Genomic DNA, 17,417 nt, shown 5'->3' with positions numbered 1-17,417 from the left:
GTTCCGTGAATTGTTTTGGAAAGTGCTCAGAGGCGATAATAAGGAGATCCGGATCTTTTAATCCCGGAGAGCGGCAAGCTCATTCAAGTCGTCAATAGCCCGAAGAGTATGAATGTTTTCCGGACCGAGGGTTTCCTCAAGTACGGCGCGACTTTTGGTCAATAAAACCTCAGCTTCTTCAAATTTCTGTTGAAGCAGGAGACTCCGTCCGAGATGAGATTCGACCTGTGCAATTCTCCAGTCATCTTCTTCCATACTCTGGCGTCTTATCTCCAATGCTTCACGCAAAAGTGGTTCGGCCTCGGCGGGTTTATCTGTTTTTATGTAAACCAATCCCAAGGCATCCAGGGAAGAGGCCAGATCCACATGTGTTTCCGGCAATGTTTGGCGGCGCAGGGACAATCCCTCATTGTAATAATTGAGAGCCTCTTCAAAGTTTTCCATGTTTTCGTAAATCCGCCCGATATTATGAATGGCAACGGCAATAAAGGGATGCTCTTCCGGAAAAACAGCCCGGCCTATTGCCAGTGCCCGTTGCATGGTTTCATTGGCTTGTTCAAAATCTTTGCGATCTTCATGTACACCTGCATATCCATTCAGCACATAAGCCATATAGGGATGTTCTTCTCCCCACTCTTCCTCAACTACACCAATGGCTTCCCGGAATAGTTCATCCGCTTCATCCAGTTCGCCGTCTTGCTGGAGAAGAATCGCAAGATTGTTGAGGTTAATTGCAAGGTCAGAATTCTGTTCGGGCTGATTTCTGCGAATTTCTATAATCCGGCGATATAATTTGTATGCTTCATCCATTTCACCTTTTTCTTCCAGTACAAGTGCCAGTGTATTCATAATACTGGCCATTTCCGGTGCGTCTTCTTCATAATGGTTGAGATTTATTTCATACGCATGTCTTGCAGCCGTTTCAGCTTTATCCCACTCCCCTAACCGGTATTGAAGATTGGCAAATAATAAAAGTGCCAGGGCGTAGTCAGTCGATTGAGCGTCAACGTTTTGAAAGCCCGCAATAGACTCTTCGAGAGCAGGGAGAGCCTCATCAAAAAGTCCAAGATTGCTGTAAACTTTGCCGATAGTTCCTAACATTCTTGCACGAACAACCGGCTGATCTGTGAGTTCCGTGCGAAATTTTTCATAGCCTTGATCGAGCAGCTCACGAACCGTTGTAGATCCGTCATTGGCACTGGTTGGGTCAGATCCCTCAAAGAGTTCCAATAAAAAAGCGGAAACCTGTTCTGCCTGCTCTTCATTCTGACGAGCTTGTTCTGCATTTTTTCTTGCCTGCTCAGCCTGCCAGAGCGTGGTGGCGAGTCCCACAGTTAATGTGAGAATAACCAGTGCGGCCGCCGTTACAGCCCACAAGTGGCGGTGGATAAATTTACGTGTGCGGTATCCAACCGTATCCGGGCGGGCATAAATGGGCAGCCCATTTTGATAGCGGTCAATATCATGGAGAAATGACTCAACAGAATCGAACCGGCGTTCGGGGTCTTTTCGAAGAGCTTTGTTAACAATCGCATCCAGATCCCCCTTAAGTTTTTTGACCAGATCGCCCGGCTCCACTTTTCTGTTTTGTGCTATTTCATTGAATAGGGTTGAATCAGAAAGGTTTGCAAGACGTGTACTTGGGAGTGGAGCATCTTGGTCGAGCACAATTTTCTCAACTTCGCGATAGGAAAGATTATCTGTATCAAATGGATGCAGGTCGGTTAATAGTTTATACAGCAAAACTCCAAGGGAGTAAATATCGGTGGAAATATTGATGGGTTTTCCGGATATCTGCTCAGGTGAAGCATATTCCAAACTTAGCAGCCGCATGCCGGGTGTGGTTTCAATGGCAGAACCCTCATACAGATTTGGATCAAGCAGTTTGGCGATGCCAAAATCCAATATTTTAACATGTCCGTCTTTTGTGATCAATATGTTTTCCGGCTTCAAATCACGATGAACAATCAGTGATTTGTGTGCATATTGAATGGCCCGGCAGATCGTCTTAAATAGTTTAAGCCGTTTCTCAACCGAAAGGTTTTGCTGGTTACAATACGTAAGAATGGATTCTCCCTCCACATACTCCATTACCATGTAAGGAATTTCATCCTCCGTAATTCCACTATCGATAAAGCCTGATATATTGGGATGGTGCAGGCCGGAAAGAATTTGCTGCTCTAATTTGAACCGTTCGATATGGGAAGGGGTAATCAGGCTGTGATGCACAATTTTGAGTGCGCCAACCTGCTGAAGTCCGGATTCATCCGTTCGCTGTGCTTTATAAACACTGCCCATTCCACCCCGGCCAATCAGTTCGGTAACTACCCAGCGGCCAATGGTTTTTCCTTTAAAGAAGTCTGCACTCTCATCTTCATTTTTTAGAAGAGAGTTTAACTCATCAAGTGCAGCCTGGTTTTGCTTAAATTGCTGGTCAAAATACTGGTCCGACTCCTCCATTTTATCCAACATATCCCGGACTTTCTTCTCGAGTTCCGGATCATTCCCACAGATATTTTTTATATAAGTCGTTCGGCGTTCTTGTGGCAGCGTCAAAACTTTGTCAAAGATCTGACTCAGTTTTTTCCAGTCTTTTTGGTTCATTGTTGGTACCCCATGAGTTACCACTTACACTTATTCTGCAAGCGATGTGTATTCAGTCCAAAACAGATTTTAAAGTTGCGAACCTATTTTAAGAAGCTTTTAGCTCGTTATAAAGCCACATTTTTGCTTTTGCCCAGTCTCTGTCAACCGTTCGTGTCGTTACATCAAGGACTTCAGAAATTTCAGGAATTGTCATTCCCCCGAAAAACCTCATAATTACCACCTGGCTTTTCCTGGAATCAAGCTGCGTCAGCTTTTCGATCAAATCGTTTAGTTCAATAATTTCTTCAGCATGCTGGTCTACGTTCAACCGGTCTTCATCAAGGGTTATTCCCTCATGCTTCCCTCCTCTCTTGTCTGCTTTTTTCTTGCGCGCATAGTCCACAAGAATTTGTTGCATACACCGAGAAGCAATCGAATAAAAGTGAGCCCGGTTTTGCCATTCAACTTCTGATTGATCAATCAATTTCATGTAAAGTTCATGAACCAGGGCTGTTTTCTGAAGGGTGTGTCCGTGGCGTTCGCTGGCCAAATGGTGGCGGGCAAGTTGTTTCAGCTGCTTGTAGACATATGGATATAGAGAATCCAGAGCAGATTTTTTGCCATTTCTGGCTTCAACTAAAAGTTGGGTGATATGGCCTTTCTCACACAATAGATAAAAAACTGAATAGTGAATGTCGTGATTTGATTGATTCGTGCGCAATAGTGATGTAGAAAAAATGTGGCTACATCTGCGAAACAAATTGAGCAAAAATTTTAACCAACAAACCCAACTATTGCAACTTCTGATTCATAAATCTGCAATACACTGCTTTTTAAACCGGCAATTGTCTGCCACTGTATCCATATGAGTTCCATGGAGATGAGAGTGGTTGAACGGTTTGTAGAGGATTCTGATGAGGAAATTTTAATGGTGAAGTTTACAAAGGATTTTGCCTTGGTATGAAGACGTTAAGCACTCCCAAAACCGGGAATCCAATTCGGTTATTCCTGGCAATCCTTCTTTTTTTGGCGGTTAGCGGGATTACTTTGAAGGTGGATTCTGCCAATGCCCAAAGAAGTTCTTTTTGGGACGACACCGATTTGGTGCCGTTTAAAAAGGGAGGAAGTGTAGGGCTTACAGCATCGGCGTATACCGCAAATGGAATTGAAAACCGCCGAGCACCCGGTGTTTTGCAAACCTTTGCCAATATGAATTTTAGTGTTTTGGGGTTGCGAAGCGGTTTAAACATCAACTACTCGACAGATGAAACCGGTTTACGGCAAAACATGAATAAGCTGAGCTACAGTGCAAACTGGAAATGGCTTACCTTTCAGGCCGGCGATGTAAATACCCGATTATCTGATTATGGCTTAAATGGTACAACCATCCGGGGTGGATATATTCGTGCAGAACCCGGCAGTTATATTTTTGAATTTGTTGCCGGAAGATCCAGGAGAGTGGTCCGGCCGAGTTTTGATACGGGTTTTCGCGAACCCTCTTTTGAACAGTGGGCCTATGGCGGCAAAGTTGGTGTTGGAAGCACGTCGGGAAGTTTTCTTCATGTAAGTGCCTTTTATGCAAGAGACAATGTTGCCTCACTGGAGGGTGATGTCATAGAAATCAAACCGCAGGAGAATCTTTCCATCACACCGGATTTTAAAGTCGATTTTTTTGGAGGCAGATTCAGTGTGGAAAGCCAGGTAACGGTATCCGCTTTTACAAGAGATCTCAAAAGCAGCAGCCTCTCTTCTTCCGATCTGGATCTTCCTTATTTCGTTACATCCATCTACCAGCCAAGAGTAAGTACACGGCTCAATTATGCCGGTCATGCCGCCGCTTCTTTTCAATCAAACCCGTTTGATCTGATGGTAGGTTATGAGCGCATTCAACCGGGGTTTATTTCTCTGGGCCGTGGCAAAATTCGTAATGACCAGGAAAGGATCAACTTTAGCCCAACATTGCGGGTATTCAATAACCGCCTTTCTATTCAGTCCGATGTTTCCTTCTCTCGCGATAACCTTCTGGGTACCCGGCTTCAAACCCAGTCGAATACAAATGTGGTGACCAGCATGCAGATGATTTTTTCCGAATCCTTTAACCTGGCTACTTCCTACAATTTGCTGCTAAATGATGTGGATTCTGAGGTCATAGAAGGGATTGAGCAATCCGAAGGCGGTCAATCTCAAACATCTCACAACATTATGCTACAACCCAATTTTATCATCATGGGAGAAGATTTCGTCCACAATATTTCTGTGGCGGGGGGATATCTGAGCGTAGAAAGTAATATTTCCGGCAGCTCAGAAATGGACCGAATGTCGTACTTGTCGGAGTCCTACACCGGAGTTCTTACATATGCCATTACGTTTCCCACCGGTTTTACGATTAACAGTTCCGGTAACTATTTGACCAACTTTTCTGATGCCGGCGAGATTCAAAATGTGGGCATAAATCTTGGATCAAGCTATGCCCTTTTTGACAGGGAGTTGACTATTTCGGTGAATGTGGGCATCAATCAAAACAGGTTTGAGCGGGAGATTCCTTCCGCCCCAACGATGACGAACAAGCTTCAGCAGCTAACGGGAAGTATAAATACCTCGTACCGGCTCACCGATAAAGACACCTTCAATCTCACAATTCGGTCGCGAAATAATCGGGTGATGGACGGTTCAGGAAATGAGTTTACCGAATTGGAAGGGAGCTTCCGCTATCAGCACACATTTTAAAATATCATGAAAGGAAAAGTTTATACCGCCGCGTTTCTTAAAAGAGCTTATTTGCTTTTCGGGATGATAATTGTCCTGGCATGCAGTTTTAACCAGGTTTTTGCGCAAAGTTCATCACAGGTAACCATCGTCGGGATTCCACCAATTTTATCCAGTCCTTATGCCGAAGATATAGAAAGCAGTTTTGTAACCGGAGAATACCAGGTCATCTTCAATTACACCAGTTTTACAAGTCAGCCGGGCGATTTTGTTTTTGATTTCACGGTATCAAAAAATAATCGCACAATTATAGAAATAGAGTCATTGCCACGTGCATTTACTCCGGGAACGTATGTGTTTACCTCTTTTTTCGAGGAACTGATTTTTCCTCAAAGTGCCGATGATGTGTACCGGCAACTGGACAGTGAAATTCAGAACCAGATTATTCAAACCGGAACCATCCCGGAAGGCCAGTATACCATTCGAATAGAAGCCCGGCCGGCGGCTTCCTCAAACATTGCAGCCATTCCCGGGATTGCCAATTTCTCCGTTCAATATCCGTCACCTCCAATTTTGGTATCTCCGCCGAATGGTTCAATTGTAACCATGGACGTGCCCATTTTTGCGTGGACACCCGTGGTAAATACCGCCGGTATTCAATTGGAGTACGACTTTCTGCTGGTAGAAGTGTTAGGCGGGCAGACACCCCTTCAGGCCATAAACAGTAACCGTGCACACGCGCAAACAACAATGACCGGAATCACTACCCTTCCTTATACACCTGAGTTTTTACCGCTTGATGAAGGAGCGGAATACGCATGGCAAATTACGGCGAGTGACGCCATCGGAAATGTACCGCTTCAGAACGAAGGCTTAACAGAGATACGCACATTTATTTTTCAGAATCCAATGCAAATTCCAGATGGAGATATCGCTCTTTTGGATGAGATTACACTTATTCCACAATTTGCCACTCTGAGTGATGTAAGTTCGTTGTCCATTACTGAAAACCCGGGCAATTACGAGCTTAATGGACAGGCAACGCTCATTCTCGAATTCAACGGATTGGAAACTCTTGAGACAACGGTTGACGTAACGGGACTTCAAATCCAAAAAACATCGCTGGAAAATCCCATCCTGATGGGAGGTTCTCTGAATGCTTTTGCTGATTTTCTGACCGATCTGCTGCCTGAAGAAAATCCATGGGTGCAATTTGATGAATTGTCATGGAGTTTCGGTCAGAATTTTACGGTGGATGCATCCCTTCAAACTCCGGATCAGAATTGGGTTGATGCGGCCGGAGAACTGGTTTTGGATCGAAACGGCCTAAGCGGAACCGTAGAAATTTCAGGCGATCCGCTTGTTGAGTTCAACGAAGAATTCCTGGAATTCGAACTGACTACCCTCAGCTTAAGCTATCCCGAAAACAGAATGTGGGCCACCGGTGACGGCAGAATCCTGGGTGCAGATACTCCCTGTGAATTGAGCAATTTCACAAGTTCGGGATCTCAATTAAACATGGATATTCTCTGCAATGAAACCTTTCGCGTATCACTTGTTGAGCATAATGACATGCTGGTCATGGATGTAAACCGTGTTTTCGGAAGTTTCAGTATGAATGCTGAAACAGACGACCTGGGATATGATGTGGAACTCCGCAGTTCGCTGGGTATGAAAACGACGAACGAAGAGTATTGCGGCGTAAATCTACTTGTTGATATTAGTGATGAGAGTGGTCTTGAGGCGTTAGCAACCGGCAATCACTGCCCGGAATTCAATCCAAAGATCGATCTCGGTTTTTCAAGTCTCCTTCTTGAGAATACCGAGTTCATTGACCTGAGTTACGCATCCGCTACCGGTGAATGGGATTTTGAACTTCAGATGGATGCCCGGATGGAGATTGAGGCATTTGATCAATGGTCATCTCTCACCATGAGTGACATTGTTGTAACCCGCGAAGGTATTGAGTTTGGTGAGTTCGATTTTGCAGAGGATTTTGGTATTACATCACTGCCTACATTCAATACGCCATTGCTGCAATTGGAGCTGAGTACATTTCGGCTCAATGAGTTTACGTTTCCTCTATTTAACTGGAACGGCGAAGGCCCCGGTCCTTGGGATATCAGTTTTGGCGGGAATGCGAATGTACAATCCGGATCTGGCGCACCCGAATCGATGGCGGGGCAAGAACTGGATGTCAGTGATGGTCATATCGATCAGGACAGAGTTACCAGTGGTCTTTCATTACCTGATGGAGGCAATTTCTCATGGAATTTTGGTCCGGGTTTTGTTCTGAATTTTACGTCTCTGTCTGGAATAGCAGGTCTTGAATACCCGGGTTTAGGAGAAATCCGTCCATTTGGTGAGTTGAATCTCGGAGGCGAATTATTGCTCGGTTTTCCTTTCAGTTGTGGTGAAGAACAGATGTTTCAGTTCGAACAGGAAGCACTTTCTTTGTCAGAAGGATTCAGCGGACGTATTGATAATGTGGTTCCGGAGTGCCCGCTGCAAATTGGTCCGTTTAACGCCAGGGTTACGCAATCATTTGTTGATTTCTCACTGACACCTGAGGGCGATCAACAGGCGATTATGGATGCCGATGCAGTCATTACCATGCCGGACGGCTTGGAAGTGGACGGCATCGTTCAAATTGACCTGATGACCGGCGAGTTCACTGAGGCCTCGTTTATTATCGATGAGCCGTTCGACTGGCATATTCCATCAGCCGAAATGCCGGTGCTCACCTTTCACCTGGATTATGCAGAACTGTCCGAAGAAGGGTTCTTTGTGGATGGGCGACAATCATTCATGCTCCCGGATACCTCCATGGGCGTTACCTTCGATAACTTTTTATACGATCTCCAAAACAGTACTGTAAAAAGCGGGCGGGTTATTTTTGATGATTCGTTTGCATTTGAAGTCGGAATCGGATCCAACCTGCAGGATCTTACCTTCCAATCCAAGGCGGGTGGCTCTGAACTTTCCATGGATCCCGGTCTATTAATGGAACTCGGTACTACGACGTACATCGATTCTCTTGGATTCAGCTCCTCAGGGGCAGCCGTTGCATCCGTTGCCTTCAACGATCAGCGGTTCGATTCGCTGGTGGTAGCAGAATATGGCGATGATTTCAGGATGTCTCTGAATCCGGTTGGCGTCACCGCCGGGCAGGTGGATTTCTACTTTGACGACGCTCATTTTGCCTATCTCGATCCGAGCGGTTTTCATCCGGTCATGACGTTCTTCACCGAGTACCTGATCCCGGAACGCCTGCCGCTTCCCACAATGGATATCGCGTATTTACAGCTGCGGGAAGGAGATTCACTTTTGGTTGACATCACTCCTCTGGATGATGGAAATATCATGATCTCAACCCCACCGGATACGTCGCTGGATCTCGTTGTGCCATATCTCGATCCGGCTTCTCCGCCTACCATTGGAGATGTTACAATGAACGATGTGGTCATCACGCCAAACCCGTTTTACGCCGAATTAGTCTCCGGATCGATTGTAGCAAACTTACCACCGGAAGATCCGACGTTGGCTCAGAATCTCATAGCGCGTGGTATTCCTCTCACACCCCATTACATTGAATATGGAGTACAGGATATTGAGGGAACACCGACCAAAGCACTTTTTCTCCAAGGGAATTTGAACCTGTTTGGGCAGGAGCTTGAAAGTGATGAACCCTCCGAGTTCTATTTGCGGGGTGATGGATATGTTCGGGCAGATATCAATGCCAACGGAATTGACGCTCCGTTGTCGCTTGCAGCTGAAGATCGGGTCATCTTCAACGTGGATTCGCTAAATGGAAACTTTGAAATGGTGATAGGTTCAGGCAGTCCCGTTTACGATTTCAGCGTATCCGGAAGTCTTGATATTCTCACGGATGACGGGTATCAAACCGGAGCGGATCTTACTCTTCGCCGACAGCCGGGCTACGTTGCAATTGAAGATTTTACCGGTTATGAACTGAATCCGGCGCCAACCATCGGCATTGATGGATATGGTTTAGGTCTGGACCAGATTGTTTCAATGGAAGAATTTAGTTACAACACAGCGGAAGGATTCCAATATGCGATTGTACTGAATGGTCATTTCAATACCGGATTTGCGAATGGAGAACAACTATCCGTGCCGTTCAGGGAGTTTGAGTTCCGAAATGACGGTATTTACATCCCTCCTCAGGATATCAACGAAAGCAGTATTCCGGGACTAAATTTGCCATCGATCAATATCAACGACTTTGATTTTAGCCTTTTAGCGTTCAGAACGCTGAATGGAATTACATACACTTGGGGAGAAGGCGGCACTTTTGATCCTGATTTTTCAATGGATTTCTCCGTTGACCTGCCGGAATTCCAGGAATATGAATTGATTCCACCGGACGGACTCCTCTTCACAAATGTCGGATTACAGGAAGGCTTTTTAGTCGGTGAGATGGAACCGTTCACACCGCTTGGAACGGTTAATCTTGCAGTTTCCAATGCTACATACGCCCCAGTACTGCGGGTTGAGGAGATATCCGGTGCACTTGAAGTTATTGAGGAAGAAGGTGAATTCCAGCAAAAAGCATCGTTTAGTATTAACGGCGAGGTGGCGCAACTTCCTGTCTTTGCAAATGAAAATCCTGAGTCCTGCACCGACTATGCAGAGTTTTCACTGGATATTATAGAAGGAGAATTTTTTGAAGGAGTGATTAACGATATTCAGCCCTGTGGAAATATTCCATTGGGTCCGGTCTCCATGGAAGTGACCAACGCAGATCTGTTTTTCAGCCAGACGGAAGACGGTCAGTCAGCTACGATTGATGGCGGAGTGAATATCACACTTCCTGCTCCGGGAGATGAACCACCAGTCACGGTTGCAGGTCAGCTAGAGTTGAATGCAATCACAGGTGAAATAAGTGACGGTTCCATCGGCATAACAGAACCTTTTGAGTGGAATATGCCGTTCGGTGCCGAGACTCCGCTATTTTCTTTGACGGTGAATGAAGCACTTTTAGATTCGAGCGGTTTGGCTTTCAGCGGACAGGGGAGCTTAATCGAGGGAGATGTGGATGCGAATGTTACGTTCGATGATCTGTTATTCGACCTTTCAACGTTCGAAATTTTGAGCGGTTCAGCGACTCTTGATGCAGATTTTGCCATACAGCTCAATCCAAATCCGTTTAAGTTCGAATTGGTGAGTTCAGATTCTCCCATGCCGGCAGGAGATGCTCTTCGAATGGATTTGTCAGCAGCCGTTTTACTTGATCAAAATGGCCTTGGATTTAACGGCTCATCAGCGGCAAACCTGCAATTTGCCGGCGAGCAATACTCGAATTTACGAGTGGAAATGCTTAACAATGCTACGATCAGTTTAAACGGCTTGTCGCTATCAAATGGACTGATTGAGTTTTATTGGGACCAGAATAATCAGCCCGCTGAAGAACCCATTGCATATATCGATCAGGATGGATTTCATCTGGGTGAAGGCCTTATTACACTGTTTCCGGCCCGATTGGGACTGCCGACGGAAGAGATCGCCTATATCCAGTTAAAGGATGAAAATGGAGATCCCTATATCGAAGCAGAATCAACAGAAAGCGGCTATCAGCTTTCAACAGATGGAGATTTTCTGCCGATTGTTTTCCCATCGCTTTCATCCTCTGGCGATTCACTCACAACGCAAGTAAGCTTCAACCTCGAAACGGATGACGCTTTTAATGTTACAGGCGGATCACTTACCCTTGATGTGGAAACGTCTCTCGAAGACCGGCTCAACCTGCCTGTCAGCTTGAAACAGCTTCAGCTTATTGTAGATGATGGTGTGCAGCTTGAGGTCGGCCTCGGTTTTGATCTGCCCTCAATTTTCAACGGGTACGATGCGAATGTAGATACGGAATTATATGCCACCTTAGATGAATCGGGAATTCAGTCCGGCACATTTTCTGTGGGAGAAGTCAGCAATTTTTACAATCCGGCTACGGACCCCATTTTCACCTTTAATTTAAATGGAAATGTAAATGGCGCTTCAAGTCCGGATTCGTTCACAGCCGGTTTAAAGGGAATTGAAGCGACGTTTGGGAATTCCGGAAACAGCCTCAGTTTTGCAGGTTATCTGGCCAGCAGCCTGATCCTGGAAGATGAAAACGCCCCAGTCTTTTTTAACGCTTCCTGGAATGATGGTGAGTGGGGGTTTGATTTGGATACCGGCAGCATGACCAATGAATTAAGAATTGGCCAGGCCACTTTCTCCCTCAATGAATATGATGGTATCAATATTGTCTCGGATGGAAATTCCTTCTATCTGAACCTCGACGGACAAATTTCTCTGGAAGAGATACTGGATGAACCGATTGTCATTTCTATTTCAGATTTAGAAGTCGGTGTGGATAATTATCAAATTTCACCGACGATTCACTTCGGAATTGGATCGGCTATTAGTGAGTTGGGCAACCAGGAGTTAAGTCTGTTGGACGGGGCTTTGGTTCTTGGGCTGATTGATCCGACGATTGCGTTGACGGGCCGTGAACTATCTCTGAGTACGGATGGAAATATCCAATTTTTAGAGGAGCAGATCGACTATACCGGTCTTCAGATCTCCACATCCGGAGAGTTTGCTTTGGATGAGATAACCGCCACTGATATTGAAATATTCCAGGATTACCTGGTGCTGCAATCTCTCGGGATTCAGTTTGAAGATGGCATTCGCGTTGAATCTGAACTTGAGATCACACTGCCGGCACCGGCAAATGAATACTCAAGTATCGGAGCGCTTAATATTTATCGGGAAGACGGCCAAATTGTTGTGGATCAAACCGGTTTGCAGTTCGACCTGGAAGAGCGATTTCCTCTGCTTGGATTTGGAGAATTTGAGCTCACTAAAATCAAAGCAGACATCGATCCGTTTGAATGGAGTGAAGCCGGTGTCTATGCCAACGGAAATATCTACTTAGACACGCAAACGAATGAATCAGATCCCCAGCAAGCTGATCCGGTTATCCAATTTGGTGAAGCTGCAAACTTTCCGAATAACCCGGGAATTGGAATTACCTACGCCGGAAATCAACTCGATATACTATATAACATTACCGGTAATGCGAATTTTGAATATGAACTGAGTTTCTTCACCATTGCCGTCGCAGCGGATGTGAACTCATCAAACGACAGTGGATTTGAAATTTTACTCTCCGGGGAAGCTGGTTTAAACATGGAACAAGTGGAAGCCAGCCTCAATTATGGCGGTATTCGAATTACGGAAGAAGGCTTGGTAGATTTTGGAAATATTCAGGGCGGATCGATAACCGTTGCGGATGTAGCCACATTGCAAGTGGGGCAGTTCATTTACGCGGAAAACACAACGATAAATCTGGCGGATACAGAAGAAAAATCACCAGAAGAACTCCAGGCAAGCGGTGATTTCGATTCCAGTGAAGTGGAAACAAATAGTATCAGTGTTGAAGAAGTTCTCTGTTTTGGCCCTTGTCAGGAAGTTGGCGGAACGAACGACGGCTCAGCACTTCACCTGAGTATCGCAGCCAATCCGAATAGCGATTCCGGCGGAATAAGCGGTGGAGTGGATAAGATTCTGTTTTACAAAACAGCAGATGGATTAACATCACTTACGATTGAAAATGCATTTATCGAGATCGACAGCATTTTTGAAATGCATGCCAGCATCAATTACGTGCAGGAAGATGGCGGTGTGCTTTTAAGGGCTGCCGCTACCGGAACATTTATGGACCAGGTAAGTGCACTGGTAGCCGGTAAATTTTCAAATATCGGCGGGGAAGTTAGTTTTGGTCTTTTTGTAGCCGTGCAGGCCGATGCCGGAGTTCCGATTGTACCCGGAGTAGTAACGCTGACCGGTGCCGGCGGCGGCTTTTTCTACAGGCCGGTTCAGGAAGACCTGGAAATGGTTCATGACGGTCTTGCAGCTTTTGGACATGAGTTGGTAGATCCGGAGTCAGCCTCTATCCAGGGAGAGGCAGACTTTGCCGTGATGCTTTATGCCGCAGTGGGGATTGCGGGGACTGGTGGTCAATATGTTGTAGAGGGATCCACATTCTTCCAGATTACCAGCCAGTCGTTTTATATGGATGCGAGGGTGGCCGTTATGGGGCTAGACGGTGAAAACAGCATTGCCGGAACGGAGGTACAGGGCGAGATGTCGGCTTCTATTCAGCGAAATCCATTTGCGATGGCGGTTGGGATTGAGATCAATATCGTGGTGCCGGTTGTGCTTGAAGGAAGCGGTGGAATCGAATTTTTTATGACGGGTGATGGCAACGACAGGGCCTGGGGTATTGTGGGACATGCACAGTTCGACGTTTTTGAAGGAATCCTGACAGGAGAGGGAAATTTCCTGGCCGGAAATCCGGGTGTCATGCTGGAAGTGAGTCTCGGCTTTAATCTGGATATTCCCCTGATGGCTATTGAGAGTAATGTAACCGGCGCTGTTTGGGTGATTACAGATTCGAATTATGAGTATCCATTCGGTGCCTATGTTATGTTTGATGTGGAAGCAACCATTTTGGCCGTGTTTACAATATCGGCTGAGGCTAAGGCAGCGTTTGTTACCAAAAGTCCAGGATACGAGTTATTTGCCTCTGTACGTGGTTGTGTTGGAGTGCTGGGTTCTGAACAATGCGGATCGGTGTGGGCATCGTACTCGAACAGCGACGGACTCGGTTTTGGTACCGGATCAGGAGCACATGCGGATCTGGTTGCCCAGGCAGGTGAACAGGTAGAGCAGTTCCAGGATCATATTTACTCGTTAATGACTGATATTCCTGCCGCGGCCGAGGCAATGTCTTTACCCATACCGCTGAGTCAGCTCATTTCGGATTCCGAAACAGTGACGGCAGCCGGGTTTAACTTCTATCAACTGAATCAGTCTCAGCGCCGTGCGTGGGATAACGAAATTCATGATTCTCAAACAGTCGCAACTCTCCCATCCGCTTTGCAGGACGTGAGGAATGATGTAATGCGGGCTCCAGATCCATCCTACCCAACTCCAAATCCGTCATCATACCGAAATGCGGCCGCCAATGCCGGGAATATTTTGGAAGGGATACAGGACCAAATCACACAGGATATGGTAACGGCGTACGAACTCCAGGCTTCTGCACAAGAGACTCTGGATAATCTGATCGCAAGCATGGCCAATTCCCCGGTTCAAAGCATTACAAAACCCACACCATCGGTAAATGCTACGCAGTCTGTGGGTTTTGACGTGAATGATAATTTGGCTGGTCAGCAAATTCAAAGCACGCAAGAGTACCAGGCTGAACTGGAATTGATGGACGCCCAGATGCGGGGTGATATTCAAAACGTATTATCGAGCCTTAATGAGATGGGGAACCTCCTGCAGACCGATACCCCGGAAGCTGATAATTTCCACCTGATAAATATGGCTCATGCTTATGGAGAGATCTATGAAGAGATGGAGCGATATTTCGCCCTGGATGCCAATAAATTCTGGACTGAACAATTCTGGTTGGATGATAGAGCAGATCATATGGATATGTATAGTTCTGCCATTTTGAACGCCATTGAACAGTTGTCTGAAGACCAGGAAAACCATATTGATAACTATCTTAATTTACAGGCCATGGGAAATTATTATCCCAGTGAGCTGATCAATAACTATGCGCGGGACCTGGCGGACAGGGAGAATTTTATCATCGCAATGTCCGAATATGAACAGGAATCGATCCCTACTACCCGGGGGAGTAATCAGTTGCAGTTTGTACAAAATATCAATCTGCCTAATCCGGGATCAAATGGCGCACCGGAGTCTGTTCAGCAAATTCATGACCGTTTCTCTGTCCCGATGGGCTCAAATGTGCGGAACGATCTGGATCAAATAGAAGAGATCAATGAAAATTTCTGGTATAATATGAACCGGGACGGATTGCTAACCCTAAAACAGAGAGGTTTGTCAGTCTTGTTTGATTTGATCTTCGAAACCAATGCAGATTATAAAGAGCAGGTCTTAACTCCACTGGTCAACATTACACAAACGCTGGATGAATTCTATAGTATTAAAGCGAATATAACGGCCATCTCTTATAACATGATGGATCAGTACCTGGTATGGCGTGAAGGGCTTAAAGATGCAGATGATTTAGATGATACAGAAGAAAATGTTACGATTGAAGACCGTCGATTTAACAATTACGATTCGGCCGCAGATTTCCTGGCTGAACAATTAGAGCCGCCACAGATCACCGATATTTCGATCTATCCAAATCTGCCGGCTAATTCACACTACAACGAAACAGATATTGTCTGGACTGCTTCTCATCCGGATGAAATTATCGAGACCAGTGTAAATATGATCTATACGACTTCGGATGATACGGATATTACCATGGGTCTCGACGATTACCTGTCAGTCGGAAACCGAAGTAGTTTTACAGTCTACCCCCACAGCATAGGTGGAAGTACCCGATCCATTAATTTCGGAGTCAGAGTGAGGGGATCAGCGGGAAATACCGCGATAAGAAGAGGATCGTTTACTGTAAATGTCAGAGCTGATGGCGACAGTCCTACAGGTTATGGTGAAAGCATTGTTCCCAATTCTACAGAACCACCGGCACCCCCAATCATTAACCTGTCCGAAAATTACCAAATAGCTGAGTTTGATGGAGAAAGAGCTTTTTGGACAAACCAACCGGGTGTACTTGATCTGGTACTTCTTGCGTACGATTCCAATGTGGGGATTGGTCAATGGGAATACAGTGTAGGTACAAGTCCGGGGAGGACGGATGTTCTGGACTGGACACTTTTGCAAGGTCAGATTGAGTTCGATTCAGAAATTCCCGCACAAAGAATGACGGGTCCCACACAACCGTTGAATATGGAGCCGGATCAGGATTATTACATCAGTGCAAGAGTGAGAAATACGCTTGGGCAAGTTAGTCAACCGACTTCACTCAGAGAGCCGATTCTGTATGACGGGGAAGCGCCAACATCTATTAGTTATAATCTGAATACGCAATCTGACCAGTTTTTGGATCCGAGCCTGACAAATGTTTATGATGCGGTAACCATAGTACCGCCATTCACACAAAACCCAACGGTTTACAATAGCTGGAAAGAATTCTATGATGTACCGTCTATTAAGATTAATGAGATAGAGGCCACTGATCAGCAATCCGGAATCTCGCATTTTGAGTATATCTTCTCGGAAGATTCTGATGCTCCAACCAATCTTTTTAATGTAGGCGATTATGAAACCACAACCAGACAGTTGGAATACACTGACTCGGAATTAACCTTTGGTTCAAGAGTCTTCTGGCATGTTCGTGCAGTAGATAACGCCGGAAATAAGAGTTCTATCAATACTTTTGGTCCGTTTAGGGTTGAGGATTTGACCCGTCCCGAACCCGGAAAAGCCCAAGCGAAAGTCTATAACGATGGTCTAAGGTTATACATTGTGGAACCTCCTTATGATCCCGAATCCGACATTATTGGGATTCAATATGCCATTGGGGAATCCCTGAATGGAGAACCGGAAGTTCGGCCATTTCAAAGTGCTGACAGAGTTGATTTAGAATGGGATTTTAGAACCTCCGACCAATATTATCAGCGAGGGGCCGGAGAGACAGAGCGGTACATAACGATCGATAGATCTGAATTTGCAGGTGTGGATGGACCCGTCTATGTATTCTACAGAAGTGTGAGTAAAGATGGAACTGTGTCAAACATGGCTGCAAGCGGGCCTCTCTATTTCGATTCCACGGTTCCATTAAATTTTAATATTCAAACCATTGCTGATCAAAGATCAGGTGGAACAGTCGTAAATGTTTCAAATATTCAGGATCCTGAGTCTGGGATAGATAAGGTTGAATATTGGGTAGAAAATGGCCCGAAAAGCGGACCGGGTCGATGGTCTGTCTATATTCCGGCGCAAGATATGGATACCCAGGGAGATTCTGATGGAGTGATGAACGCCCGTGGCTCTCTCCCGCCACTGGACTGGAATCTACCCATGTCGGGATTCCGTGTAAAAATACGCATTACCAATAGAGTGGGTTTAACCAGAGTGAAGACTGAGTATCTCGATCAACCCACTACAATTAGATAACATCCCCCTTTGAAGGGGAAAAGTGAAACCGATCCGATTTATCGGAA

General features: G+C 45.7%; 4 protein-coding genes. 2 read left to right on the top strand and 2 right to left on the bottom strand.

Translation table 11 applies throughout. The annotated features are described in order from the left end of the window. Window positions 1–57 precede the first annotated feature (57 nt). Together L0B18_RS02990 and L0B18_RS02985 are read right to left on the bottom strand one after the other, a co-directional pair. Complete coding sequence (locus L0B18_RS02990; protein ID WP_234567716.1) at window positions 58–2,604, bottom strand: serine/threonine-protein kinase; 2,547 nt, start codon at window positions 2,602–2,604, stop codon at window positions 58–60. A gap of 88 nt (window positions 2,605–2,692) precedes the next feature. Then, on the bottom strand, window positions 2,693–3,307 hold the full coding sequence (locus tag L0B18_RS02985; protein WP_234567715.1) for a sigma-70 family RNA polymerase sigma factor: 615 nt from the start codon (window positions 3,305–3,307) through the stop codon (window positions 2,693–2,695). Window positions 3,308–3,546: 239 nt separating this feature from the next. On the opposite strand from L0B18_RS02985, the gene L0B18_RS02980 reads away from it, so the two are divergent. Next, window positions 3,547–5,313, top strand: coding sequence for a hypothetical protein (locus L0B18_RS02980; RefSeq protein ID WP_234567713.1), 1,767 nt, complete (start codon window positions 3,547–3,549; stop codon window positions 5,311–5,313). A 6-nt stretch (window positions 5,314–5,319) separates the two neighbouring features. Continuing rightward, on the top strand, window positions 5,320–17,370 hold the full coding sequence (locus L0B18_RS02975) for a hypothetical protein (protein ID WP_234567711.1): 12,051 nt from the start codon (window positions 5,320–5,322) through the stop codon (window positions 17,368–17,370). Window positions 17,371–17,417: the final 47 nt, after the last annotated feature.

The sequence above is a fragment of the Rhodohalobacter sp. 614A genome (genome assembly GCF_021462415.1).
GTDB lineage: Bacteria > Bacteroidota > Rhodothermia > Balneolales > Balneolaceae > Rhodohalobacter.
This window is presented reverse-complemented; position numbering and strand designations above follow the sequence as displayed.

Bases quoted from the DNA above. Each gene is read 5' to 3' on its own strand.
- L0B18_RS02975 (WP_234567711.1), top strand. From the start codon at position 5,320: ATGAAAGGAAAAGTTTATACCGCCGCGTTTCTTAAAAGAGCTTATTTG.
- L0B18_RS02990 (WP_234567716.1), bottom strand. From the start codon at position 2,604: ATGAACCAAAAAGACTGGAAAAAACTGAGTCAGATCTTTGACAAAGTT.
- L0B18_RS02980 (WP_234567713.1), top strand. From the start codon at position 3,547: ATGAAGACGTTAAGCACTCCCAAAACCGGGAATCCAATTCGGTTATTC.